We start from the raw sequence: 26,000 nt of genomic DNA, 5'->3' as shown, positions 1-26,000 counted from the left end.
GCTGATGAAACAGCGCCATGTATAAGCCGATGAACATCCAATTCATCGGCCTGTCATGTTTATGACACCTGCTTTCCAGGCTCACCAAACACTGATTTTTCAAGAAGTTCTGCGACATCAAACGTGCCTACCTGCTCCTCTACTTCCTTCGCCTTCGTCCCATCTCCCAGCATCGTTAAGCAATAAGGACACCCTGAGCTGATGATGGACGGCTGGACCTGTAACGCCTGCTCCGTTCGTGCAGTGTTAATCCGGGTACCCGTCTCTTCTTCCATCCACATTAAGCCCCCGCCTGCACCGCAGCACATACCAGTTTCACGGTTGCGCTCCATCTCTTTCAGCGTCACACCAGGAATGGCTTTTAAAATGTCTCTTGGCGGGTCGTACACTTCGTTATATCTGCCTAGGTAGCAAGAGTCGTGGAAAGTAATCACCTCGTTCACTTCATGTACAGGCGTTATTTTCCCTTCTTTCACTAACTCTGCCAATAATTCTGTATGATGGTACACTTCTGCCTCAAGTCCGAAGTCTGGATATTCATTTTTAAATAAGTTGTAGGCGTGTGGATCAATCGTGACGATCTTTGTGACGCCGTTTTTCTGGAATTCTTCAATGTTTTTTGCAGCAAGCTCTTGGAATAAAAATTCGTTTCCGAGTCTTCTTGGCGTATCGCCTGAGTTTTTCTCTTTATTGCCTAGGATGGCAAAGGATACTCCCGCTTCATTGAGGAGCTTTGCAAAAGCAAGTGCAATCTTTTGGCTTCGATTGTCATATGCCCCCATTGACCCAACCCAGAATAAATAATCAAAGCTTTGGTCTGCTTTTTTCAGCTCTTTCACTGTCGGCACATGCACATCTTCTCTCAGTTCACGCCAATTTTCTCTTTCTTTCCGGTTCAATCCCCACGGGTTCCCTTGGCGCTCAATGCTTGTCATGGCACGCTGTGCATCCGCGTCCATTTTTCCTTCGGTCAGCACAAGATATCTGCGCATATCAATAATCTTATCAACGTGTTCATTCATGACAGGGCATTGGTCTTCACAATTTCGGCACGTCGTACATGCCCAGATTTCTTCTTCTGTAATGACCTCTCCAATAAGAGAAGGATGATATATAGAACTGGCAGCCGACTCTTCGGCACCTGCTCCTCTCGCCTGCAGTGCCAGCTGGTTTCCTGTTGTCTGCTTGAAGGCAAGCTGAGGGACCCAAGGTGTCTTTGATGTAATAGCGGCCCCTTTATTGGTTAAATGATCTCTTAACCTTAAAATCAAATCCATCGGAGACAGCATCTTCCCTGTCCCTGTTGCCGGGCACATATTCGTGCAGCGCCCGCATTCCACACAGGCGTAAAGATCGATGAGCTGAGACTGACGGAAGTCTTCAATTTTTCCCACACCGAAGGTCTCTTGTGTCTCATCTTCAAAATCGATTTTTTGCAGCTTGCCCGGCGGGTCTAATCTGCTGACAAATACGTTCACAGGCCCTGCAATCAGATGGGCGTGCTTTGACTGTGGAACATATACTAAGAATGTCAGCAAAATAAGAAGATGCACCCACCATGCGGCATAAAAAACAATCGCAGCCGCAAGAGGTGAAATTCCGCCCAGCAAGAAAGCAATACCAGAAGCGATTGGCTCAGTCGGTGATAGAGAGTGTCCATGCCAGATGATGTTCATGCCGTTCCCTAGTAAGACTGTCAGCATTAAGCCGCCAATAAATAAAAGCACTAGACCCGATTTGAAGCCTCGTTTTAAACGGACAAGCTTCTCCACGTATCTTCTATGGAACGCCCATACAACGGCCACTAAAATGAGAAGTGTGACAATCTCTTGGAAAAACGTAAAGACGCCGTACAGTGGACCTAAAGGAAGCCCGCTGTCTGGAATAAGCCCCTTCAGAATAAAATCAAGAGCTCCAAACTGTACAAGGATAAATCCGTAGAAAAACAGCACATGAATGATGCCGCTCTTCTTGTCCTTTAACAGCTTCTTTTGCCCAAATACGTTGACCCAAACTCGTTCTAAGCGTTTCTTCATGTCTTGTTGAAACTCTTCTTTTTTACCAAGACGAATATAAGCGGCTCGTGTACGAATGAGATAAACAAACAAATACACAGCGTAAGCGGTCACCGCCGCAAATGCGATCAAGTTGATGATTAAAAGGCTATTCATCTTGCTCCCCCTTTCATTCCCCAAACCCTCTTTGTTCCGTTTCCATGTTGTACCTCTATCATAAATAATGAATGAGTATTCAGTCAATATTTTTTACACGTTTGGGTACACTATTGAAATATGCAAAAAAGGAGGAAGTTTCATGATCGCATTGATCATCCTACTCGTACTCATTGCCATCGTTTTGCTCGTACTGTTAGACCTTTATATGGGAAAAAAATATTTTTCTACTCACGCATTTGAACGGTCTTTTGACCAAACAAGCGGCGATGCCGCCTTTTATCATGATGGCGAACCATTTTTCGATCAGCTGCTTACCGATATACAGCAAGCCTCTTCTTCTATTCATATGATGTTCTTTATTGTAAAGAACGACAAGATTGGTCAAAGGGTCTTACAAGCATTGAAAGCCAAAGCGGAGCAAGGAGTTTCCGTCTTTTTGCTGACCGACCGATTGGGCTCCTATCCGTTTGATCAAAAGGCGATTGACATGCTAGAAAGAAGCGGCATTCAATTTTACTTTTTAAATAAGCCTCGTTTTCCTTTTTTGATTTATCGTTTAAACATGAGAAATCACCGTAAAATCACGGTGATTGATGGGAAGATTGGCTATATTGGCGGATTTAATATAGGCGATGAATATGTTGGGAAGAAAGGCCGGTTTGGCATTTGGAAGGATTATCATTTGCGGATGACTGGACAGGTTGTCGCAGATCTCCAGCATGTGTTTCTGAATGATTTGTACCGGTCGTCTGGCATTCATCAGCTGCAATATGAGGTTTTCCCTGCATTGGAACCGGGAACATTACAATGCACAACACGCGCGACTGCTGGTTTTTCTTTAGAAGCTTTATTTCTCCAAGATATTCAGCAGGCGAGGAAACAGATCATCATCTGTACGCCTTATTTTATTCCATCAGCCCCTCTTCTGAAGGCGCTGCTTGATGCACGAAAGCGGGGCGTCACAGTTGAAATCATGATTCCAATGAAGGCGGATCATCCACTTGTCAAAGAGGCTGGCTTTCATTATTTGAAGGACCTCATTGCCTCTGGATGCCTTGTTTATCGTTTTTATAAAGGATTTTATCATTCGAAAGCCATTTTGATTGATCGCAGCCGCTGTATGATCAGTACCGCGAATTTTGATAAACGCAGCTTGTTTTTAAACGAAGAAGTAGATGTGGCCATTGATGATCCCGCCTTTACTGCACACGTAGAGGAAAAGATTCGGGAACATATGGAAGTATCTGAGATCCTGACAGAAGAAACAATGTCAAAGCGCCCGCTTTTCACACGGCCGCTTGAGTGGGTTGCCGCCATGTTCTCGTATTTTTTATAAAGGAGATGACCTATGCGTTATCGATTTGGTTATGTATCTAATGCCGTCACCTTGTGGGAAGCTTCTCCTGCCAAGTCGCTGACCTTTGCTAGATACAGCAAGCTCTCTAAGGAAGAAAGAAAAGAGGCTTTATTGCGAACAACGAAGGCCAATCTCGTGAATACATTAAGAACGCTTTATTTCGCCATTGCTCATGATATCCCGCTTTACCGTTTTTCAAGCTCGATCGTCCCGCTCGCGACCCATCCCGAGGTGCGCTGGGACTTCGTGACACCTTTTCACAAAGAATTTCTTGAGATAGGCAAGCTGGTGAAACGGCACGGCTTACGGGTGAGCTTTCACCCCAATCAATTCACCTTGTTTACCAGCCCAAAACCTTCGATTACAGAAAATGCCGTCATCGATATGACGTACCATTATCAGATGCTTGAGGCGATGAAGCTCGAGAAGGAAGGCTACATGAACATTCATGTAGGCGGGGCGTACGGCGATAAAGAATCGGCTCTTCAACGCTTTGATGAAAATATCAAACAGCTTCCACCTCATATTAAGGCGAGAATGACACTTGAGAACGATGACAAAACATATACGTCGCTCGAAACGCTTGGTGTATGTGAAAAGCATGACATTCCGTTTGTTTTTGATTACCATCATCACGTGGCAAATAAAGATGACGACGCCGTACTCGATGACATTCTGCCAAGAATGTTCGACACTTGGACAAACACTGGCATTCCGCCCAAAATCCATTTGTCTTCACCTAAATCAGAAAAAGCGATACGCAGTCATGCAGATGGAGTAGATATGAACTTTGTCTTACCGCTTTTTCAAGCATTAAAACCGTATGGTCGTGATGTAGATTTTATGATTGAAGCAAAATTAAAGGATCAGGCTCTGCTCCGTCTAGTCGAAGAACTGTCTGCGATAAGGGGCAATCGGCGAACGGGCGGGGGAACCATTGAGTGGAAAACATAGAGAAAGGTTTACCTTTGTGCAAATGGGGGTAACAAAGCTATTGTGAGAAAGTAATTAACAGGAGGATATGAAGATGTCTCAAATCTATTCAATCCGAATCGCTGCGAAAGCGTTGAATTTACATAAGCTTATTTCTCTTTATGAAAAATGCCAGCAGGCTCAGCATCGTTTATATGTGTATTCTAAAAAAACAATGTGCAGCATTAAGAACATCGTAGAGCTTGAAACCTTCAGGCTCACTCATTTAGAATCTGACTACTTAATTGTCGTAGAGGGGAAAAAAGCGCAAGATCTCCTTCAGCCGTTTGAAAAAGAGACGGTTTCATAAAGAAGAGCAGCCATAGGCTGCTCTTTTTCTTATATCCACTCTTTAGTTAACCAAACTTGTTTAGAAGCAGCATCCATTTTCACTTGTGCCCCGATTGGCATCGTAAGCATTGGGTGCGTATGGGCACAGTCAAAATCAGCGATGAGCGGTCTTTTTGTCTCTCCGAGCACCTCAAGTAAAATCTCGTAAGGTTCTTTGTCCGTTCCTTCATCATCAAACAGCTCATGTTTTCCTAAAAGAATCCCTGATACCCGTTCAAACACTCCATTTACTTTCAATAAAGAGAAGTTCTTTTCTACAACTGACGCGGTTTTCATACAATCTTCAATGAGAAGGATGTCTCCGTTTTTCACGGCTGGCATGAACTCACTTCCCCATATGCCGTACATCGCATTCAAGTTCCCGCCGATCAATCTGCCTTCTGCCTGTCCCTCTATGACGCACAGCCAATCATTCGGACGCTGTTTTTTGTCACGCGTCTTTTCTTCCCAATTGATTCGTTCATCTGTCCAAAAAGGCGGTATTTCAATCTGATAAGGAATGGTTTGATGGGACATCAGGATGTCCTCAAATGACTGATATGTATAATTAACAAACGGTTCAAACTCGCCAAAAGAAGGAACAAGCGCCGGCCCGTAGAAAACAGGCAGTCCCGTTTTTTCGTAAGCCGCTAGAAGAATTGCTGTCGCATCTGAATAACCGATCATGATTTTCGGATGTTGTTTCAGCAGCTCAAAATCAAGATAAGGCAGTAAACTATTTGAATTCGTTCCGCCAATCATTGACATGATGCACGCCAAGTCCTTTCTAGCCATCAGCTCATTCAGCTCATCTGCTCGTTCTTGAATTGTGCCTGAACGGTAGTGATCCTCTTTCCCTGTTAATGATCCTGGAACCACAATGAATCCTTTTTGCTCAAGCCACTTCTTCGCCCGCTGATACCTAAGAGGCGAGGTGGCTGATGCAGGACTAGAAGGTGAAAATATACCGATTTTATCGCCCTTTTGTAATCGCCGAAGCCCCTTCATTCCATCAGATCCTTCCTACACGTATTTTTTCTATCCTAACAAAAAAAGCCCTTTATCAAAAGGGCTCAGATTGTTGACAAAGGGCTAAAATGATTTTTATTTTAGCCCTTTGTCTTCTTTTCAGCGTGATAGAAAACCTTTGAAGTCTAGGAAGGACGAGCACTGGCTCGGAGCGAATTGAACATTCGTGAGCACCAGCGCGCAGGACTGACAAAGAATGCGAGAGTTTGTCTACACGCTGAGCCCTTTATCAAAAGGGCTTTCTCTCTTTAATGACCAAACTGCGCTTCATGCAGTCTGCTGTACACGCCGCCCATTTGGATGAGGTCTTGGTGGCGGCCTTGTTCTTGGATGCCTTCCTCTGTCACGACGATGATACGGTCGGCGTGTTTAATTGTTGCCAGGCGGTGGGCAATGACGAGTGTTGTCCTGCCGACAGCCAGTTCGCTCAGTGCATCTTGTATGGCTTTTTCTGTTTCTGTATCAAGCGCTGATGTGGCTTCATCTAAAATAAGAATCGAAGGATTTTTTAGGAACATCCTCGCAATCGACAGGCGCTGCTTTTGACCGCCTGACAATTTGACGCCGCGCTCGCCTATGACTGTATTTAATCCTTCTGGGAAACGCTGAACGAGTTCCTCTAAATGCGCACGCCGTACAGCCTCCCAAATCTCCGCATCGCTGGCTTCTAGGTTGCCGTACGCAATGTTTTCACGAATGGTGCCTGAGAATAAAAAGACATCCTGCTGCACAATGCCGATCTGCTGTCTTAAAGAAGACAGGGTCATCGATTTTGTACTCACTCCATCAATCGTAATGTCCCCTTTATCCACATCATAAAAACGTGGCAGCAGGCTGCAAATCGTCGATTTCCCGGCTCCTGAAGGCCCGACAAACGCAACAGTTTCTCCTTGTTTGATCTTCAAATCGATGTCCTTTAACACATGGCTGTGCTCATCGTAGCCGAATGTCACGTTTCGATATTCAATTTCACCTTTCAGTCCGAATACATCACGAGCTCCCTCTGTATCCTTCACATCTGGCTCTGTTTCAAGTAAGTCGACATAGCTTTTAAAGCCCGCAATTCCTTTCGGATACATTTCAATCACTGTGTTAATCTTATCAATCGGTCTGAATAAGACGTTTGTAATCAGAACAAACGCGATAAATCCACCTGCCGTTAATTGACCCTGCAGAACAAACCATGTCCCTGCCAGAAGGACAAACAGTGTCACAAGACGTGTGAGAATGTAACTGATTGAGCCATTGACCGACATGATTTTATATGAAAGAAGCTTCGCTTTCCGAAAGCGGTTGTTGTTTTCAGCAAAACGCTTTTTCTCGAAATGTTCGTTGGCAAAGGCTTGAACAAGACGAATGCCGCCAATATTGTTTTCAACCCTTGCGTGAAAGTCTCCAATGTCATTGTTCAGCTGTGTAATCGCCTGCGTCATTTTCTTATTAAAATGAAGGGCAAGCCAGATGATGACAGGCATGATCAAGAAGGTTAAAATAGCAAGCTGCCAGTTAATCATCAGCATGACAGCAAAGGCACCGAGAATCGTCATAATCGCAATAAACAAATCCTCAGGTCCGTGATGAGCCACCTCACCAATGTACATGAGGTCATTTGTCATCCGAGACATAAGCTTACCCGTTTTGTTGTTGTCAAAGAACTTAAATGAGAGACGCTGAAAATGATCAAACAGCTTCTTCCTCATATCTGTTTCAATATTGATGCCAAGCATGTGCCCCCAGTACGACACAATAAACTGCATAACCGAGCTGAGTGCATAAATGATAAACAGAACAAGTGCGGTCCAGGCAATGACCGTCCAGTTCCCTGTTGGTAATAATGTATCAATGAAGTAGTTCACGATCAGCGGGAAACCTAGTTCCATCAGTCCAACTGCAACAGCGCAAAAGAAATCTAAAAAGAACAGACCGCGATAGGGCCTGTAATAGGTGAAAAAGCGTTTTAGCATATGTAAAAGAACCTCATTTCCTCTATAATTGATAATCATTTTCAATTATAGAGGAATCCTCTTCAAAATACTAGATCAGGAAATGATTTCTTTGACTGGAAATCCTCATAATACGCCAGAAAACAACCGGGCAAATGATTCTTTCAACCGCTCTTTTAAGCCTCTTTTATAAAAATGAACAGGACCCATTTGCTCACATTCCTTCATATCTTCCTCATAGTGGGCCATTAATTGCTCAATTGGCTTTTTGGCGGCTGTAAAGACATTGACCTCAAAATTGAGCTGAAAGCTTCTCATATCGACATTCGCGGTGCCGACAGAGGCGAGTTCTCCATCTGCGATCATCACCTTTTGATGCATAAACCCTTTTTGGTAGTGATACACCTTGATGCCCTCTTTTAGAAGCTCAGAAAAATAGGATCGTGTGGCATATTGCGTGAGAAAACCGTCATTGATCTCCGGTACCATCACCCGCACATCCACCCCTCTTGTGGCAGCGATTTTGAGCGCAGTGCGAATCGATTCGTTTGGTACAAAGTAAGGTGTGGCAATCCAGACAAATTGTGTCGCATTAGAAATGAGGGCATCATATAAATCACTCATACTTTCTTTCATATCAGGTCCAGTTGGTACAACCTGAATGACATCCTCGCCTGTCACAGAATGCGGCGTATGATATCTCGGATCATCAATTAATACTTCATCTGATACATACTCCCAGTCCAGCATAAAAACGGAGTGAAGGGTCTGAACAGCCTCACCCTTTAACATGGCATGCGTATCACGCCAAAAGCCGATCTTTTCATCCCTCCCTACGTACTCCTTGCCGACATTTAACCCCCCGACAAACCCTGTCTCTCCATCAATAATGACGATTTTCCGGTGATTTCGGAAATTGAATTTTTGATTAAAGAATCCATATTTTAAAGGCAGAAAAGGAGCGACCTTGACCCCTGCCTGCTTCAAGCGTCTAATATCTTTTCGGGAGAAGCGGATGCTGCCTGCCGCATCATATATAAAGCGGACCTCTACCCCTTCTTTCACTTTTTCAATCAAAATCTCCATCATCCGGTGGCCGAGGAAATCGGATTTGAACATATAATATTCTATATGAATGAACGATTTTGCCTTTTTTAACTCTTCAAAAATCCGGGGAAACGTCTCCTCCCCATTTTTTAAAATCTCCATATCACTATTTGTGTTCACATGCATGCCTGTTGCTTTTTCTGTGTACTGAAAAAAAGCACGCTGATTATCGGTTAAACGTGATTCATCCGGCTTGCTCTCAAGCTCAGAGATTCTTCTTAATTTTTCACGGTTATACATTCTCTTTGATTTGAATAAATGACCCTTTACATAGAGCTGCCCTGAGAACAGATAGAACATATAGCCAATGATCGGGAAAAAAATCAACACATATATCCATAACAACGTGTGCTGTGATGTACGGTTCTCCAGCATGAGTGAGATGATACTAAATAAAATAATGGCGATATAAATCGCTGCGTACAGCTGAACGCTCCACGCCGGCACAGACCACCAATACACCACATATGCCCCGAATATCATAAAATATAAAAATAAAAATTCCAGTCTTCTCTTTTTCACATTCTCCGCCCTCATTCTGTCTTTTTCTCTTCCATACCCTTTGCACAGCTTGTATGAAACGCACGACCCATTCCTTTTTCCTAGCCTTTACAGACTTGCGCTATTTGATCCGATATAATGGAGAAATATGTGATGGAAAGGAAGATTTGTTTATGCATACACCCTCTCCTTTAAAAAAAGGCGGCCATATTCGTGTCATTGCCCCAAGCCGAAGTGCCAGCATTTTATCAAAAGAAGGAATTTCTCAAGCGAAAAAACGTCTGGAGTCTTTAGGCTTCACTGTCTCTTTTGGACAGCACGTGTTTGAATGTGACCTTCATTCCTCATCGTCTATTGAACACCGCTTGTCTGATCTGCATAAGGCGTTCAAAGATGATGAGGTCGATGGTATTTTGACAGCTATTGGGGGCTTTAACTGTAATGAGCTTTTGCCTTATATTGATTACGACTTGATCCGACAGCATCCTAAAGTCCTTTGCGGCTATAGTGATATCACTTCACTCGCAAGCGCCATCACAGCCAAATGTGAAATGGTGACATACTCAGGCCCCCATTTCTCAAGCTTTCAAATGGAGCAGGGACAGGAGGAGCAGACCGCTATGTTTCAAGCTTGCTTGATGAACGGCGGCGAACCGTTTGATGTGATTCCTTCAACAAAATGGAGTGATGACGCATGGTATCTCGATCAAGCGAACAGGCAGTTTCATCCGACGAAATGGAAAATCTATCAGGAAGGAACAGCTGAAGGCGCCTTGTTTGGCGGAAACCTTTGTACACTGAACTTACTGCAAGGGACATCGTTTATGCCGAATGTAAAGGATGCCATCTTATTTGTGGAGGATGATGAGTTGGTGTTCCCTGAAACGTTCGCCAGAGACCTTACCTCCCTCTTGCAGCATGCACAATCAATCAAAGGGCTGATCATCGGACGCTTTCAGAAAACATCCAAGATGACAGAGGAACATTTAAGATTCATCCTAGATAAGCACCCAATGCTCAAACACATCCCTGTGATTTACGATGTCGATATCGGACATACACAGCCAGTCTTCACCTTCCCGATTGGTGGAAACGTTCAGCTAGCGTGTACAAATGGAGACGTGAAGCTGCGCATTTATTCATAACTAAAGGCAAAAAAGCACCCCGAATATGCGGTGCTTTTTTTCTTTAAAATAATTTTTTTAGAAAAAGTGATCCAACCCTCCATCCCCTTCGTTAAGTAGATGTAAAAAGAAAAGAGAGGAGGCAAAAATATGTTTTCTGATGTACTTAGCCAATTATTCGATTCTATCTCTAACATTATTAATACGCTTGGTTAATTTTCGAAACCTGCTGTCTCTTGAGGATAGCGGGTTTTTTATATGAAAAAGCCCCACTCATCCAATAGAGTGGGGCTTTCTTTCATTTCATTACATCTTCTCCGGAGCCGATACACCAATTAATTTCAATGCATTAGCAAGCGTGATTTGTGTTGCTTTCATGAGTGAAAGACGTGCTGTTGTTTTTGTTTCGTTTTCTACATCAATGACCTTCTCGGCATTGTAGAAGCTGTGAAGGGCTGATGCAAGGTCATAAATATAGTTCGTCACGCGGTGCGGAATACGCTTTTCAGCTGCTTCTGCTACAACTTCTGGGAAGCTGCCAATGATTTTCAGAAGATCGTATTCTTTTTCCGATTGAATGTGAGAGAAATCGGCTTTTTCAAGATTTGGTTCGTAGCCTTTTTCTTCACCTTGACGCAGCATGCTGCAAATTCTCGCATGCGCATATTGTGCATAGTACACAGGGTTTTCGTTAGACGTAGAAATGGCTAAGTCTAGGTCAAAGTCCATATGTGTCGCCGCACTTCTCATTGCAAAGAAATAACGAGTCGCATCTAAGCCGACTTCTTCAATCAGATCACGCATTGTGACGGCTTTTCCTGTACGCTTACTCATCTTCATCTTTTCACCGTTTTTGTAAAGATGCACAAGCTGAATGATTTCTACTTCAAGCTTGTCAGCTGGATATCCAAGTGCTTGAATCGCCGCTTTCATTCGAGGGATATAGCCGTGATGGTCCGCTCCCCAAATGTTAATGAGCTGGTCAAAGCCTCTGTCCAATTTGTCTTTATGATATGCGATGTCTGGAAGCAGGTAAGTGAAGCTGCCGTCTTTTTTAATCAGCACACGGTCCTTGTCATCACCAAAATCAGTTGAACGCAGCCATGTTGCGCCGTCTTCTTCAAAAACATAGCCTTTAGCGCGAAGTGTTTCCAGCGCTGGTTCGATTTTTCCGTTTTCATATAAAGAGGTTTCTGAATACCATACATCAAATGGCACACGGAAATTCTCAAGGTCTACACGTAATTTCTCTAATTCGTATTTCAATCCGTATTCACGGAAGAACATCATACGCTCTTCTTCCGGCTCATGAACAAAACGGTCACCAAATTCATCCGCAAGCTTTTGTCCGATGCCTTTGATGTCTTCTCCTCTGTAGCCGTCTTCAGGCATTTCTTTTTCAAGACCGAGTGCCTCAAAATAACGTACTTCGACAGATAAAGCGAGGTTATTGATTTGATTCCCTGCATCGTTGATATAGTATTCACGGCTCACATCGAACCCTGCTTTATCAAGGATGTTGCAAAGGGAATCTCCTACAGCTGCTCCGCGGGCATGTCCTAGGTGAAGGTCACCTGTTGGGTTGGCTGAGACGAATTCGACTTGCACCTTTTGACCGCCGCCTGTATTCGTTTCGCCATAAGCTTCTTTTGCCTCAAGGACAGCTGGAATGAGCTTTGTTAAATACTGATTGTTCATATAAAAGTTAATGAACCCTGGACCTGCGATATCCAGTTTTTCAATGGAAGCTTTCCCTTTATCAAACGCATTGACGATGTCCTCTGCGATTTGACGAGGTGCTTTTTTTGCAATGCGGGCAAGCTGCATCGCCATGTTGGTCGAGTAATCACCGTGAGTTTTGTCTTTCGGCACTTCTAAAAGGACATCTGGCACCTGGCTTTCATCGGCAAGTCCTGCTTTGACAACTGCCGCAATGATTTCTTCTTTTAACGCATCTTTGACCTGTTCTGCGATATTCATGAACGTAAATCCTCCTTATACGAAATCGATAATGTATGTAAATGCTTTTGATCTTCTCCTGTCAGCATATCGTACGTAATGTGCAGCAGTCCCTTGTCCACATCGAGGTCAATACCATGTGTGTGCACATCTAACTGAAGTGTACCGAATGGCATTGTGTAATGTGTGACGGTCGTTTCTCCAATAAGAAAGCGCTGCTTCATTTGAATAGCCCCTGATCTCATGACAAAAATTTCTTTTTCACTCATTTTCACAACGGTTTTTACTTGACCCATTTCATGTTCTTCATGGTAAGTGAGATACGTTTTGTCATTCTTCTCTTGATACGTTCCAGTCGTGCGGAATTCGATCGTTTCAGCCGGCTCCGTCTCTGGTTTCATCACTGACTTTACATGAATTGAAATTTGGTTTTGTGTCATTTTGCACTTCCTTTGCTAAGACCCGTTTAACTAAAATAGTATACCATAATCATGATCGCCTATCATACCATCATTTCTCTTCTTCACGGCGATTAAACTTCGTTTTTCATCTTCAGCCATGCCTTTAGAAAAAAAGAAAAATGAAACTGACCAATACGACAAGTCCAGCCTTTACGCCTAAGTCTTTTCTTTTCATTAAGTAAAAAAGAGCCTGTATGCCTGAACTTGCCAAAAATGCCTGAAAAAAAGCAAATGGTGCGATTTGATCCTTTTTAAATACCACCTGCATGAATAACGCAATGGCCGTCAGATAGAAAAAGCCTCGATCGTGAAACAGCCCCAGCATTTCTTCCTTTGCTTCCTTTTTCGAAGCAAAAACAGGCGGATTAGCTGCGAGCTCTCGTTTCAGTGTGAGAAAGCCTGCCCCTAACACACATAAAGCGAGGACCACCATCAATATTGACGAAAACATGAGCTGCCTCCTTTATTTTTTGACCAATGTAAAAAAAGAGCTTGTCCACATGAGATGACAAGCTCCTCTATCAACTGATTATTTCACAAACCCAAGCAGCATTTCGCGTAAAAGCTTACTCGCGGTATTCGCTGTTTGGTCAGAGTGATCATATACAGGTGCTACCTCGACAAGGTCTGCCCCGACTACTTGGACGTCAGATCCTGCAATTGCATGAATGGATGCAAGCAGCTCTTTTGATGTAATACCGCCAGCATCTACCGTTCCTGTACCAGGTGCATGAGCTGGGTCAAGTACATCAATGTCGATCGTCACATACACTGGACGCCCTTTTAGCTTTGGCAATACTTGCTTCAATGGCTCCAGTACTTCAAATTTAGAAATGTGCATACCCGCTTCTTTTGCCCATTCAAATTCTTCTTTCATTCCAGAACGGATACCGAATGAAAATACATTTTCAGGTCCAATAAGCCCTGCAGCTTTACGAATCGGTGTTGAATGTGAAAGCGGCTCACCCTCATATTCCTCACGAAGATCCGTATGTGCGTCCATATGGATGATGGCCAAATCAGGGTATTTCTTATACATCGCACGGAAAACCGGCCAAGACACGAGATGCTCGCCGCCCATTCCTAATGGAAACTTCCCTTTTTCTAAAATGCTGTCGACATACTCTTCAATTAAATCTAAGCTCTTTTGTGCATTCCCAAAAGGAAGTGGGATGTCACCCGCATCAAAGAATGGCACCTCATGCAGCTCACGATCTAAATAAGGGCTGTATTCCTCTAAACCGATCGATACTTCACGAATGCGGTTCGGACCGAAACGTGAACCTGGGCGGTAACTAACTGTCCAGTCCATCGGCATGCCGTATAAAATGACCTTTGCATCTTCCCATGTCGGCTGACTTCCAATAAACACTTTTCCTGAATAAGCCTCGTCGAATCTCATGCAAGATTCCTCCTTTTACGCTTCAAAAAATGCGCAAACCGTCATTTGCGCATTTCCATTTCGCTTGATTTATTTGATTAAGTCGCTCACAAATTTCGGCAGAACGAATGCCGCTTTGTGCAATTCTTTTGTGTAATATTTCGTCTCAATATCAAAGAAACGGCTGTCTTCTACAGCAAGTGGATCATATTTTTTAGAACCGATGGTGAATGTCCAAAGACCGCTTGGATACGTTGGAATATTCGCTGTGTAAAGCTTCGTAATTGGGAAAATTTCTTTTACATCACGCTGTACATTTGTAATCAGCTCAGGTGTGAACCAAGGGTTGTCCGTTTGTGCAACGAAAATACCGTCTTCTTTGAGTGCTTTTGCGATTCCTGCGTAAAATCCTTTAGAGAACAGGTTCACGGCTGGTCCAACTGGCTCAGTTGAGTCCACCATGATCACATCATACTCGTTGTCAGCTTCAGCAATGTGCATAAAACCGTCTCCGACTTTGACATCTACACGAGGATCGTCTAGTTTTCCAGCAATAGAAGGAAGGAATTTCTTCGAGTATTCGATGACCTTTCCGTCAATATCAACAAGTGTCGCTTTTTTCACACTTGGGTGTTTGAGGATCTCACGAATGACACCGCCGTCTCCTCCGCCTACGACAAGAACATTTTCCGGGTTTGGATGAGTGAAAAGAGGAACATGTGCCACCATTTCGTGGTATACAAACTCATCTTTCTCAGATGTCATCACCATACCGTCTAAAAACAGCATATTGCCAAACTCTTCTGTTTCCACCATTTCTAAATGCTGAAAGTCTGTTTGTTCTGTGTGAAGGGTTTTGTTCACCTTCAATGTAATACCAAAATTCTTCGTCTGCTTCTCTGTATACCAAAGTTCGCTCATTGTTCATCTTCCTCTCATCCAATAATAAACAAACATCTATTGTTAGCGCCTTTTATCGGCTATGACGATATCGATTGTCCAAGAAAAAAGTATAGTGGATTCATATCAAATTGTAAAGAACCGCATGAGTTCTCTTCATTTTTAAATCTCGCTCCCTGCAATCGCTTGTTTAAAACAGTTTTCTTTGTTCCATACTGATAAAAAACCGTCAAAATGGGGGCTTTGCATGGACACAATCATGAGTAATAAAAAAATCCGCATGACCGTGAAAACGATTCGAGCCTGTTTTTTTATCGGCTTGCTCACTTTTCTATTTGCAGGTACCGTCTTTTTGACGATTCTTTTACTTGCCAAATGGCAAGGTGCCCCTTCTGTTCAAGTTCCCCAATCCACGACCATTTATGCAGCCGATGGCTCAAAGCTTGGAGAATCCAGCTTTGGAGAAAAGAGATATTGGGTGCCGTTAAAGGAGATGTCTCCTCATATCAGACAGGCAGTTGTCGCTGTTGAGGATAAAACCTTTTATGAGCATCATGGCTTTGATGTGAAACGGATGGCAGGTGCTGCGGTGGCCGATATTCGTGCCATGGCTAAGGTACAAGGTGCCAGCACGATCACCCAGCAATATGCACGAAACCTTTATTTAGATCATGATAAAACGTGGAAGCGGAAGTGGAATGAAGCCTTTTACACGATTCGTTTAGAACAAAACTATACAAAAGATGAGATTTTAGAAGGATACTTGAACACCATTTATTATGGTCACGGAGCGTACGGCGTGGAAGCAGCGTCCCGTCTGTATTTCGGGAAAAAAGCGAAAAATTTAACCCTCGCTGAATCTGCCCTGCTTGCCGGTATCCCAAAAGGGCCTTCTCTCTATTCCCCTTATGTGAATGAGGAGAAAGCCAGCGCAAGAAAGAATATGATTTTAAGACAAATGCAAGAGGATGGCATGATTACGAAAAAAGCAGCCGATAATGCTGCGAAAGAAAAACTGTCCTATCGCCCTTTGCAAGAGAAGCAGCTGCAAGCAAAGCAAGCCCCGTATTTTTATGACGATGTGATTCGAGAGTTGAAACAAAGCTTGGGGTTAACAGAGGAACAGATTGAAACCTATGGGCTTCATATCCAAACGACCCTCAATCCAGAATTACAGAAAATCGCAGAAAAGACGTTAAAAAACACGATGAATTCCAAATCAGATATCCAAATCGGCTTTACTGCCATCCATCCCCAAACAGGGCATGTACTCGCCCTCATAGGCGGGAGAGATTATGAGAAAAGTCCATTCAATCGGGTGACACAAGCAAAAAGACAGCCCGGTTCAACCATGAAACCCCTTCTCTATTACATTGCCTTGCAAAACGGGTTTACACCCGCAACCGTCATGCGCAGTGAGGAAACGGTTTTTGAACTGGATGATCAAGGCAGCGGTGCCGCTTATTCACCAAGCAATTATCACGGCTATTACGCCAATGACGGCATTACAATGCTTCAAGCTTTAGCGCTGTCTGATAATATTTACGCTGTGAAAACCCATCTATTTTTAGGAATGGAGCAGCTTGTACGTGCTGGCAAGACATTTGGAATCAAGGAAAAACTAGATCAAGTACCATCTCTTGCCCTAGGCACGTCTCCTGTGAAACCAATTGAAATGACCAATGCTTACGCCATGCTGGTCAATGGCGGAAAACGCGTCAAGCCAACCTTTATTACGAAAGTAACCGACGCAAAAGGCAATGTGCTTTTTGAAGAGAAACAAAAACGAGAACAAATCCTAGATGAAAAAGCAGCATTTGTCACCACCGACATGATGTCAGGAATGTTCAATGATCAATTAAACGGCTATACAAGTGTCACTGGCCGCACCATTATGAAGGACCTTACAAGAACATACGGAGGAAAATCCGGGACAACAGGAGCCGACAGCTGGATGATCGGCTTCTCTCCCCAGCTCGTCACAGGTGTGTGGACAGGCTATGATAAAGGCCGCACCATTGACTCAGTCGAAGAAACAGCCTATGCGAAAAAAATATGGGCTTCCTTTATGGAATCAGCCCTCTCGAAGCAGCCAGCCTCCTCCTTCATGCCGCCTGACGGTGTCAAAGGGGTATATATCAATCCAAAAACCGGAGATCTCGCAGGCCCAGGATGTGAATCAAAGGTATTCACCTATTTTATAGAAGGAACGGAGCCGACAAGTGTCTGCTATGGTGCTGAGGACAAAGCATCTGAGCAGGAACCTGTTCAAGATCAAAAGCCAAAGAAATGGTGGGAAAAGTGGCTGAAACGTTAAAAAAGACATGAAAAACCCCGAGACCTGCTTCTCGGGATTCTCCATGTCCTAGCTTTAACACCAGTTTACTCAAAAAACGGATGGAATTGGTAGACATCCGCCAATCTTCACAAAAATTTCACAATTATTCAGGGACAGCCAATCCTTCTTTTAATTCATCTGTAGATGCGTCCCATAGCGCTTCATTATGCCCCTTCAAGAAATCAGCCAGCACCTTTTTGGATACGTCATCCATATGACTAACGACGATTTTTCGCTTCATCGATTTATCCATTAAATTCACATGCTCTGGAAGTGACTTATACCCGCGGCGGATCGAACGGTCAACGGTCATTTCACAAGCTGTCACACCTGCATAATAAGGACCTTCTTCTCTGCGGTCAATCGTCACCCATACGAGCCAATACGGTTTTCCGTTCGGCACTTCTTCTTTTGTTTTCAAAAATTTAATTCCTTTTTCGACGGCACTTCTTGCATGCATAGCACCAATATCAATGACAGCTTCCTTTTCCTCTACATCAATGATGACTGGCGAGATATTATCAAGACTGAGAGCGCCTGCCCCAAAGCCTCCATGTCCGTCGGTTGCATCTGTTTTTTTAATGATGTTAAAACCAATTGGTTTCTTCTTTTTACCTTCCATTCTTTAAACCTCCTAAAGCAGCGGCTTCAAAATAAGATTAAACCAGTATATGATTTGATCCCGCATTCCGATCAATGGACCAAAAACAAACTGTCCCAGCGGTGTGATCACGAATATGAGAAAAATAATGATCCCATATTGTTCAAATTGCGTCATTTTCGCCCGGATACGGGGACTGACGACGTCCTCAATAATTCGATACCCATCCAGCGGCGGAAGTGGTAATAAGTTAAATAGGAACAAGATGACGTTTAAGTTAATAAAGATTAAAAAGAAATTATCGACTCCCGGCTCAAAGCGCATGATCCACTCCCCGCCAAATTTCTGAAGAAGCACATACACAAGAAAGCCCAAAAACGCCAGCACCAAGTTACTTAATGGCCCAGCAATGGAGACACAAATCCCTGCTAAGCGTGGTTTTTTAAAATGGTAACGATTCACCGGTACAGGTCTCGCCCAGCCAAACCCGGCCACAAAGATCAAAATCGTCCCGAATACATCGAGATGCTTCAGTGGATTGAGCGTCAGTCTCCCTTGATTCTTAGCCGTCGGGTCTCCGAAACGGTACGCAACATATGCATGCGCCAGCTCGTGCATCGTAAATGCGACAACAAGCGTAATGGCGACATATGGAATAAGTTCTAATGGATAAACAAGAAATTGGTTCAAAGGCATGAATCCCTCTTTCTTTCTATACAATGATTTACTTCATTCAGTATACTATAAGAAGTCCCTTAAACTAAAGGGAAGCGTAGTATTAAAGGAAAAAGGAGGTTTTCGCCATGCCGATTGTCACCGTTCAAATGCTTGAAGGAAGAACAGACGAGCAGAAAAGAGCTCTTATGGAGAAAGTCACTGATGCCGTTGTTGAAACAACAGGCGCAGGGGCAGAAAAAGTCTCTGTCATTATTGAAGAAATGAAAAAAGAACACTATGCCGTAGCAGGAAAGCGCATCAGCGACCTGTAAGCATATAAAAAGGACAAACACTTTTCCGGTGTTTGTCCTTTTGTCTTCATTCTTATCTGTACCACGCTTTGTTACGGTTCACCTGATTTTTATGAGCCGCATCGAAGAAATCGACTGTGTAGGAATAATCATAATTCATTAAGCAGACAATGCCGCTTCCTTGAGGGTCGTGCGGTAAGCCAAAGTTATGGCCGTATTCATGCGTAGCCGCTTTTGCTGTATTCGCTGTTCCTTGGTCAAGGTTGACGGCGAATGCACTTCCGCTTGGTGCACTATTGTAGACATAAGCGATTCCGCCAGCATCAAAGTTTGGATTTGCTGTAAATCCAGTGACAAAATCGTATCCTCTGCCATCAAAGCTGCGCGCAAGGTTAGACAAAATTTGCTCTGCATTTGATCCCGAAGACGTCCAAGATCCTACTGCTTGTACGACAAAGTCGACATCATGATCACGGTTAAACGTGACATCTGCTTGCTCGATGATGCTGACAATCCGTGTCTGCCAGTCACTATATTTCGCACGATACTGCGCATCAGCAACCGCATAGACAGTGACCTTCTGACTGCCTGTACTTGCTTTTGTTGAAATTGAATCTCCTGTATTGGCCTTAAAGGTTCTCGAGCCTACCTGCTTACCAGACTCATCTAATACCTTTGTTGTCACATCTCGTTCAATTGGAGGTGCTGTCTTCAAATCTTTAAAATCGTTTGCTTTTGGCAACCCCTCACTAATATGGGTTTCGAACGGCGCATGACCATGATCATGACCATGACCTGCACTCGCTACTGGTGCTGAAGCTGAACTTACCCCCGGTAACAAACTACCTACCAATAAAAATGACAAAAAGACTGAACGCTTTTTCATTCCTATCCCTCCTTTGTTTTTCACAAAGTTATATATTCACTGAAAATTCACCATTTTCCTTCTCTTCAGTCAAAAACAGGGAATTAGATGCACAGGAAGAAAGTCGAATTACGTCATTTTCACTAATTTTTCGGATATTTTGACACACATTTCATCGAAAAATAGCGCTTTTGGTCTGGGTCATTTACTTAGTAAACACCCCAGTTTTTAAGAAATAATGTCATGGACCTAATGACACATCTGAAAGAAACAAAAAATGATATTAGAAAAGATAAAGTCACACTTTACTGATACCAATTATACTTCTCTGCGATTCTGCCTTATGATGAAAAACATAAAACATTGCTACCTCAAAGCAGAAGGGACGATCGGCATGTCTGGAAAAAAGCACATACAATTTGGATTAATGTTACATGGCCCAGGGGGGCACATGAATGCATGGAAGGATGAATCGGTTCCAGCAGATGCAAGTGTTAACATTGATTATTATCAAGCGATGACCAAAAAGGCAGAATCAGCGGGTTTCCGTTTTGTCTTTGTCGCAGATGGCTTATATATTCATGAACATTCGATTCCTCATTTCTTAAACCGATTTGAACCATTAACCATCTTATCTGCGCTTGCCACAGTCACCAAACAGATTGGACTTGTGGGTACTGTATCCACTTCATACAGTGAGCCCTTTACCATTGCCAGACAATTTGCTTCCTTGGACAAATTAAGTAAAGGCCGGGCAGGCTGGAATGTTGTAACTTCCCCATTAGAGGGCTCTGCTGAAAATCACATCATCCGTTCGCATCCTAGCCACTCACTTCGATATGAAATTGCAGAAGAGTACTTACATGTAGTGAACGGGCTTTGGAGCTCATGGGAAGAAGATGCTTTTGTAAGAGATCGATCGACAGGTGTCTTCTTCGACCGAGATAAATTGCACACCTTAAACCATCATGGGAAACACTTTTCTGTCAAAGGTCCTTTAAATATTGAGCGCTCTGAACAAGGGCAGCCCGTGATTTTCCAAGCAGGCGCTTCAGAGGCTGGAAAAGATCTAGCCGCAAAAGAAGCAGACGCTGTATTTACAAATGCCGATTCACTTGAAAAGGCAAAAGCCTATTACCGCGACGTGAAAAATAGAGCCGAAGCGTTTGGTCGAAAACCATCCGATATCAAAATATTCCCTGGCATCCACCCGATTACAGGAAAAACAGTCGAAGAAGCAGAAGAAAAATATGAAGCCATTAAACATCTAGTCTCTATTGAAGAAGCTCTGCATTATCTCGGCCGATTCTTTGACCATTTGGACTTCAGCCAATTCCCGCTTGATGAACCTTTTCCGGATATAGGTGACGCTGGGTCAAACAGCTTCCAATCCACAACAGAGTCCATTAAGAAAATGGCCAAAGATCAAAACCTGACCTTAAGAGAAGTCGCTTTACAAGTGACCACCCCAAAAAGTGCCTTTTTCGGCACTTACGAACAAGTAGCTGACAAATTAATTCAATGGATCGAAGAGGATGCCGCAGATGGATTTATTTTTGGCGCTCCAATTTTAGCTAGTGGTTTATCCGAATGGACGGAGCACGTCATTCCGATATTAGTAGAAAAAGGATATTACGACCCAAATTATCCAGCTCATACCCTTCGCGAAAACTTGGGTCTGCCGATTAAGAAGAATCAGTTTCTGAAACAAACAGTGAAATAAACTTGAAAGAGGGGCTAGCATAAAGGCTAACCCCTCTTTTTATGATGGTTGGTGCTGTTGGTGCAACCGACTTTCAATGAGATCAATAAACTGGAGCACAGCTCTTCCAGGTGTATCATTTGTTTTCCTCAATAGACCAACTGGCGGGGAAACTTGAATGCCCTTTATTTCTAATACCTTCGTACCGGGGAGTGTAAAAGAATGAGCCGTTCGTGTAAACAGAGAGACTCCTAAGCCCGCCTGAACATAGTGTTTATGGGACATACTGCTAGTAATCTCTAATTTCTTATAATTTGTCCCAATGACATCGACGATTTGTTGTTCAATTTGGATACGGATGGGGCAATTGTGAGGTGTGAATAGTATAGTCTCATTTTCTAAATCAGTTACCTCCACTGCATCTTTTTCCGCCAATCGATGGGAAGACGGGACCAGCAGGACGATATCATCTTGAAAAAGCGGCTTATAGCTATTTTCCATCGAAGCTTCTGGTGCGCCGCAAATCGCAAAATCAATCTCATCATGGGAAAGCAAGGAACTCAATGTATTTGCATCTGCTACTTGCACAGAAAATTCTACATTCGGAAATCTTTCCTTGAATTCTGCAAGGAGCGCCGGGAACTCTAAACTGGCAGTAGGCTCAGAAACACCGATACGAATTAATCCCGCAATGCCCACTTCTAAATCTTGGAGCGTTTTCGTCAGTTTCTCATATTCATTGAGTAAAGAATTGGCTCTTTCATAAAAAAGCTGTCCTGATGCTGTTAACTTTAAGGTCTTCCCTCTCTCTAGAAGCTTCTCTCCAATTTCCTCTTCTAAATGCTTGATGTGCAAGGTAATGGTTGGCTGAGAATAATTCAGTGCTTCTGCTGCTTTTAAAAAATTCCCATATTTCACGATGGTGGCAAAGGTGCGGATCGCACGAATCTCCATAAAACCCCTCTTTTCTCTATATTTTAAATAACTGAATCGTGTATTTATGATTACTAATTATACTTTTCAATTGGTTTGCCTTATTATAATTTATATTATCAACTATTCCAAGTTGTTTAGAAGGAATTATTAGAAATGGAGGAGACGATTTGACGAAAGTAACGATTATAGCAGGCGGACATTCCGTCCAATCTCGATTAACCGGTGTTCTGCAGTATGTTCAGCAGCATTTAACGATCAATGGAATCGATGTGCATATCATTCAAGTTCACCAGCTGCCTAGCAGCGCATTAATACGTGCGGACTTTTCAAACGAAGAGGTTGTCAAGGCCATTGAACTTGTGAATGAGAGTGACGGTGTCATTGTGTTAACGCCTGTCTACAAAGCGTCATTTTCCGGTATTTTAAAAACGTTTTTAGATTTACTTCCACAAAAAGCGTTACAAGGAAAACCCGTCCTTCCGTTCGTTTTAGGAGGAACCTATGGTCACCTGCTCGTCATTGAATATGCTCTTAAACCGATTATTCATCAACTTGGTGCAACGGTTGTTCAAGCTGGCGTGTATGTCGTGGATCAACAGGTCACAAAGCAGGAGTCAGGTGATTACTTACTTGATTCAGATGCCACAAACAGGTTAAACCTCGCATTATCTCAATATCAAAGTCTGATAGGAGGAACAGCCAATGTCGTTCACCCTTAGTATTCTTGATCAAAGCCTTGTCGGTGAAAACGAGAACGCAGAGACGGGCATTCAGCATACTGTCAGATTGGCTGAGGCAGCGGATCAGCTTGGCTATCACAGGTTTTGGGTGTCTGAACATCACAATAACCCTCAAGTAGCAGGTTCTTCCCCTGAAGCTCTTGCCGGCTATCTCTTAGCAAAAACAAACAACATACGAATTGGGTCTGGCGGTGTCATGCTTCAGCATTACAGCCCGTTCAAAGTGGCTGAAACATTTCATGTCCTAGCATCATTAGCGCCTGGAAGAGTCGATTTAGGTGTTGGGAAAGCACCGGGAGGACTGAACCTATCGACACAAGCTCTTCAGGAAGATTATCAGGCGTCACGGAAGGATTTTTCTCAAAAATTAGTGGATCTCAAAACCTATCTGACGGAACACACAAATGAATTGAATGCTCAGCCCATCCCTCGTTTTTCACCTGACATGTTCCTATTAGGGGGAAGTATAGAGAGCGCTGAATTTGCAGCAAAACTTGGTATCTCCTTTGTCTTTGCCTTCTTCATTAATGGAGATGAAGCCTTATTAAAAGAAGCAAGAGAGACCTTCCAAACATATCAGAAAGCGGGCACTCGCCAGCAGTTCCTTCTTGCCATCACCGTTTCTGTAGCCGAAGATCACGAACAAGCACTCTCGCACATCAAACAAAAGGAAACAGTAAAGGTCTCCTTTTCCGATGGAAGAAAGCTTAATGTCACATCGTTAGAGGATGCAGAAAAACTGGTGAAAGAAATGGAGAAGGAACACTACAACATTCATGTACAAAAAACCGGCTATACTGCTGGCACAAAAGAAACCGTTCATCACAGGCTGACTGAGCTAGCCGAGTCATACGATATCAATGAATTCATCGTGCTGTCGCCGATCGTAAATATTGATGAAAGGATCACGTCTATCACTTTATTAAAAGAAGCACTTGATCAAGAACAAACAAACCAAAAACCAATCAATCAAGAGGTGAACGTCTAATGTCAAACAATCAAAAAATCATATTATGGAGCAAAAATGGATGCAGTTATTGCAAGGACATTCAATCCTACTTCAACGATCAGCAGATCCCTTTTTCAACGATTGATGTCACAGAACATGATGATTACAGAAACATTTTAGAAGCAAAATACGGTGTCCGCTATGTGCCTGTAGTTGAGATCAGTCATGATCCTCACGTGTATCAAGCATTGCTGAATCCAGATATCGAGACTTTAAGAAAAGCGTTAATCTGACATTACATTTTGAATGGAGGTTTGTCATGAGTCGAGATATTTTTCGCATCGCTACCGAAGAAGATGCGCCGGCTTTTTTAGAATTGCTGTCCAGTGCATTTAAACCGCTTGGGGAAATGGGCATCGATTGGCCATCCACGAACGCCACACTTGAAATGGTCACAGAAAACATTACACAGTCCGCTGCCGTTGTATTAGAACGAGACGGCCGGCTCATATCAACCATCACCATACGTTTTCCTTGGGAGAGCACTGAGCCGGTCTCAGGCTATCCATTTGTTTGGTGGTTTGCGACAGCTCCTGATTTAGCCGGTCAAGGGATTGGAAATAAGCTGCTCGATTATGTAGAAAACACCTTGCTCCGGCAGACATATAAAGCGCCTGCATATACACTGGGCACTTCTGGCCGGAAACACCCTTGGCTTTTAGAGATGTACGAACGAAAAGGATATACAAAATATATTGAACGCGAGGCTGAAAATGGAGATTTAGGTGTTTTGATGTATAAAGTGCTTATCCCTGAACGCTTTGATCCAGCCATTCTAGGGGCACCACCCGCAGAAGAAAAAGTCGAAACGACTTCTACATAGGAGGTGATTCAACGTGGGTGAGTTTTTCAAATGGGAGTATGTGGTCACACTCTTTCCTAAAGTATTATCAGCCCTTCCGACGACCTTGCTGATTGTTTTATTTGCCACTTTGATTGGCAGCTTTCTTGGATTCATCCTTGCTTATTTTCGAATTGAGCGCATTCCTGTTCTGCATCAACTCAGTGCAGTCTATGTCTCATTTATTCGCGGAACGCCTATCCTGGTTCAAATGTTTATTGTCTTTTATGGTCTGCCAGGCGTGCTCGCAGCAATTGGCCTTGATATCTCCATGTGGAACAAATTGATCTTTCTTTATATTACATATGGACTCAATACAGCTGCCTATTTTTCAGAAATATTCCGATCAGCCTTATCGAGTGTCCCAGCATCTCAATATGAAGCAGCTGCTTCCATTGGGCTGACGAAATGGCAGATTTATAGAAGGACACTCATTCCACAAGCAGGGAGAATCGCGCTCCCGAATATTGGCGTGGCCATTGTCAACTTATTACAAAATACCTCCCTCGCCTTTACACTGGGCGTGATGGATATTATAGGAAAGGTCCAAACATTAGGGGCTTTATACTATCGCGTATTAGAAGGATACTTTATTGCTGCCGTTATTTTTATTATGTTAAGTATGCTGCTGGAAAAAGCATTTGATCTATTAGAAAAACAGATCAATACACCGAAAACAAGAAAACAGCGTCAGACGACATTCGTTTCCTTAAAAAGACCCGAAACGGCCTTCACAGTCGAAAAGCGCGCGAAGTAAAACGA

The 26,000-nt window shown here is 43.3% G+C and carries 25 protein-coding genes; 12 read left to right on the top strand and 13 right to left on the bottom strand.

Features of this window, described 5'->3' with window-relative positions; genetic code table 11:
• Window positions 1–59 precede the first annotated feature (59 nt).
• Window positions 60–2,171 (bottom strand): heterodisulfide reductase-related iron-sulfur binding cluster, encoded by a 2,112-nt coding sequence (locus NSS92_RS16160; RefSeq protein ID WP_340869246.1) that lies wholly within the window; start codon window positions 2,169–2,171, stop codon window positions 60–62.
• Between the two features lie 142 nt (window positions 2,172–2,313).
• Between NSS92_RS16160 and cls (NSS92_RS16155) the strand changes: the two genes are divergently transcribed.
• From cls (NSS92_RS16155) to NSS92_RS16145, 3 genes are all read left to right on the top strand, one after another.
• Window positions 2,314–3,510, top strand: a complete 1,197-nt coding sequence (cls, locus tag NSS92_RS16155) for a cardiolipin synthase (RefSeq protein ID WP_267586839.1) — start codon at window positions 2,314–2,316, stop codon at window positions 3,508–3,510.
• A gap of 12 nt (window positions 3,511–3,522) precedes the next feature.
• Window positions 3,523–4,485, top strand: coding sequence for a UV DNA damage repair endonuclease UvsE (gene uvsE, locus NSS92_RS16150; protein ID WP_340869243.1), 963 nt, complete (start codon window positions 3,523–3,525; stop codon window positions 4,483–4,485).
• A gap of 73 nt (window positions 4,486–4,558) precedes the next feature.
• The gene (locus tag NSS92_RS16145) at window positions 4,559–4,813 is read left to right on the top strand and encodes a general stress protein (protein ID WP_073207741.1); all 255 of its coding nucleotides are present in this window, start codon (window positions 4,559–4,561) and stop codon (window positions 4,811–4,813) included.
• A 29-nt stretch (window positions 4,814–4,842) separates the two neighbouring features.
• Here NSS92_RS16145 and NSS92_RS16140 read toward each other — a convergent pair whose 3' ends face one another.
• From NSS92_RS16140 to cls (NSS92_RS16130), 3 genes are all read right to left on the bottom strand, one after another.
• Complete coding sequence (locus tag NSS92_RS16140) at window positions 4,843–5,841, bottom strand: S66 family peptidase (protein WP_340869237.1); 999 nt, start codon at window positions 5,839–5,841, stop codon at window positions 4,843–4,845.
• A gap of 269 nt (window positions 5,842–6,110) precedes the next feature.
• Complete coding sequence (locus tag NSS92_RS16135) at window positions 6,111–7,826, bottom strand: ABC transporter ATP-binding protein (protein ID WP_340869235.1); 1,716 nt, start codon at window positions 7,824–7,826, stop codon at window positions 6,111–6,113.
• Window positions 7,827–7,931: 105 nt separating this feature from the next.
• The gene (gene cls / locus NSS92_RS16130; RefSeq protein WP_445661645.1) at window positions 7,932–9,449 is read right to left on the bottom strand and encodes a cardiolipin synthase; all 1,518 of its coding nucleotides are present in this window, start codon (window positions 9,447–9,449) and stop codon (window positions 7,932–7,934) included.
• 137 nt (window positions 9,450–9,586) lie between these two features.
• On the opposite strand from cls (NSS92_RS16130), the gene NSS92_RS16125 reads away from it, so the two are divergent.
• The gene (locus NSS92_RS16125) at window positions 9,587–10,558 is read left to right on the top strand and encodes a S66 family peptidase (RefSeq protein ID WP_340869231.1); all 972 of its coding nucleotides are present in this window, start codon (window positions 9,587–9,589) and stop codon (window positions 10,556–10,558) included.
• 285 nt (window positions 10,559–10,843) lie between these two features.
• On the opposite strand, the gene argS is transcribed toward NSS92_RS16125, so the two are convergent.
• The 5 genes from argS to speE form a co-directional block, all read right to left on the bottom strand.
• A complete protein-coding gene (gene argS / locus NSS92_RS16120) occupies window positions 10,844–12,517 on the bottom strand; it encodes an arginine--tRNA ligase (RefSeq protein ID WP_267586846.1) in 1,674 nt (557 codons plus the stop codon).
• The gene (locus tag NSS92_RS16115; RefSeq protein WP_003215400.1) at window positions 12,514–12,936 is read right to left on the bottom strand and encodes a DUF1934 domain-containing protein; all 423 of its coding nucleotides are present in this window, start codon (window positions 12,934–12,936) and stop codon (window positions 12,514–12,516) included. Before NSS92_RS16115 ends, argS begins: the two co-directional genes overlap by 4 nt.
• A 124-nt stretch (window positions 12,937–13,060) precedes the next feature.
• Window positions 13,061–13,408, bottom strand: coding sequence for a hypothetical protein (locus NSS92_RS16110; RefSeq protein ID WP_267586848.1), 348 nt, complete (start codon window positions 13,406–13,408; stop codon window positions 13,061–13,063).
• A 78-nt stretch (window positions 13,409–13,486) separates the two neighbouring features.
• Window positions 13,487–14,359, bottom strand: a complete 873-nt coding sequence (gene speB, locus NSS92_RS16105) for an agmatinase (RefSeq protein ID WP_267586849.1) — start codon at window positions 14,357–14,359, stop codon at window positions 13,487–13,489.
• Between the two features lie 69 nt (window positions 14,360–14,428).
• The gene (speE, locus tag NSS92_RS16100) at window positions 14,429–15,259 is read right to left on the bottom strand and encodes a spermidine synthase (protein WP_025093862.1); all 831 of its coding nucleotides are present in this window, start codon (window positions 15,257–15,259) and stop codon (window positions 14,429–14,431) included.
• Window positions 15,260–15,485: 226 nt separating this feature from the next.
• Between speE and NSS92_RS16095 the strand changes: the two genes are divergently transcribed.
• A complete protein-coding gene (locus tag NSS92_RS16095) occupies window positions 15,486–17,555 on the top strand; it encodes a transglycosylase domain-containing protein (RefSeq protein WP_340869226.1) in 2,070 nt (689 codons plus the stop codon).
• 124 nt (window positions 17,556–17,679) lie between these two features.
• On the opposite strand, the gene NSS92_RS16090 is transcribed toward NSS92_RS16095, so the two are convergent.
• Both NSS92_RS16090 and NSS92_RS16085 read right to left on the bottom strand, forming a co-directional pair.
• A complete protein-coding gene (locus NSS92_RS16090; protein ID WP_039182196.1) occupies window positions 17,680–18,198 on the bottom strand; it encodes a YwhD family protein in 519 nt (172 codons plus the stop codon).
• 12 nt (window positions 18,199–18,210) lie between these two features.
• Window positions 18,211–18,867, bottom strand: a complete 657-nt coding sequence (locus NSS92_RS16085; protein WP_340870057.1) for a site-2 protease family protein — start codon at window positions 18,865–18,867, stop codon at window positions 18,211–18,213.
• Window positions 18,868–18,980: 113 nt separating this feature from the next.
• Here NSS92_RS16085 and NSS92_RS16080 point away from each other — a divergent pair, with 113 nt between their 5' ends.
• A complete protein-coding gene (locus NSS92_RS16080; protein WP_340869222.1) occupies window positions 18,981–19,166 on the top strand; it encodes a 2-hydroxymuconate tautomerase in 186 nt (61 codons plus the stop codon).
• A 52-nt stretch (window positions 19,167–19,218) separates the two neighbouring features.
• Here NSS92_RS16080 and NSS92_RS16075 read toward each other — a convergent pair whose 3' ends face one another.
• Window positions 19,219–20,031, bottom strand: coding sequence for a zinc-dependent metalloprotease (locus NSS92_RS16075; protein WP_267586852.1), 813 nt, complete (start codon window positions 20,029–20,031; stop codon window positions 19,219–19,221).
• Window positions 20,032–20,404: 373 nt separating this feature from the next.
• Between NSS92_RS16075 and NSS92_RS16070 the strand changes: the two genes are divergently transcribed.
• On the top strand, window positions 20,405–21,733 hold the full coding sequence (locus NSS92_RS16070; protein WP_267586853.1) for an LLM class flavin-dependent oxidoreductase: 1,329 nt from the start codon (window positions 20,405–20,407) through the stop codon (window positions 21,731–21,733).
• A 39-nt stretch (window positions 21,734–21,772) separates the two neighbouring features.
• Here NSS92_RS16070 and NSS92_RS16065 read toward each other — a convergent pair whose 3' ends face one another.
• A complete protein-coding gene (locus NSS92_RS16065) occupies window positions 21,773–22,666 on the bottom strand; it encodes a LysR family transcriptional regulator (protein WP_340869219.1) in 894 nt (297 codons plus the stop codon).
• A gap of 149 nt (window positions 22,667–22,815) precedes the next feature.
• Here NSS92_RS16065 and ssuE point away from each other — a divergent pair, with 149 nt between their 5' ends.
• Genes ssuE through NSS92_RS16040 form a run of 5 tightly spaced genes read left to right on the top strand, consistent with a single transcriptional unit; the run spans window position 22,816 to window position 25,995 of the window.
• Window positions 22,816–23,367 (top strand): NADPH-dependent FMN reductase, encoded by a 552-nt coding sequence (gene ssuE, locus NSS92_RS16060; protein WP_340869217.1) that lies wholly within the window; start codon window positions 22,816–22,818, stop codon window positions 23,365–23,367.
• Complete coding sequence (locus NSS92_RS16055) at window positions 23,351–24,376, top strand: LLM class flavin-dependent oxidoreductase (RefSeq protein ID WP_340869215.1); 1,026 nt, start codon at window positions 23,351–23,353, stop codon at window positions 24,374–24,376. Before ssuE ends, NSS92_RS16055 begins: the two co-directional genes overlap by 17 nt.
• Entirely contained in the window at window positions 24,376–24,630 is a 255-nt protein-coding gene (locus NSS92_RS16050; RefSeq protein ID WP_267586856.1) for a glutaredoxin family protein, read from the top strand. The genes NSS92_RS16055 and NSS92_RS16050 overlap by 1 nt, the downstream gene beginning before the upstream one ends.
• A gap of 26 nt (window positions 24,631–24,656) precedes the next feature.
• Entirely contained in the window at window positions 24,657–25,220 is a 564-nt protein-coding gene (locus tag NSS92_RS16045; RefSeq protein WP_087977786.1) for a GNAT family N-acetyltransferase, read from the top strand.
• Window positions 25,221–25,233: 13 nt separating this feature from the next.
• Window positions 25,234–25,995: an amino acid ABC transporter permease gene (locus NSS92_RS16040; protein ID WP_267586858.1), complete on the top strand. Its 762-nt coding sequence runs from the start codon at window positions 25,234–25,236 to the stop codon at window positions 25,993–25,995.
• Window positions 25,996–26,000: the final 5 nt, after the last annotated feature.

The sequence above is a fragment of the Bacillus sp. FSL M8-0166 genome, assembly GCF_038008825.1.
Lineage (GTDB): Bacteria > Bacillota > Bacilli > Bacillales > Bacillaceae > Bacillus > Bacillus safensis.
The sequence above is the reverse complement of the archived record's forward strand: the minus strand, read 5'-3'. Positions and strand labels throughout refer to the sequence as shown.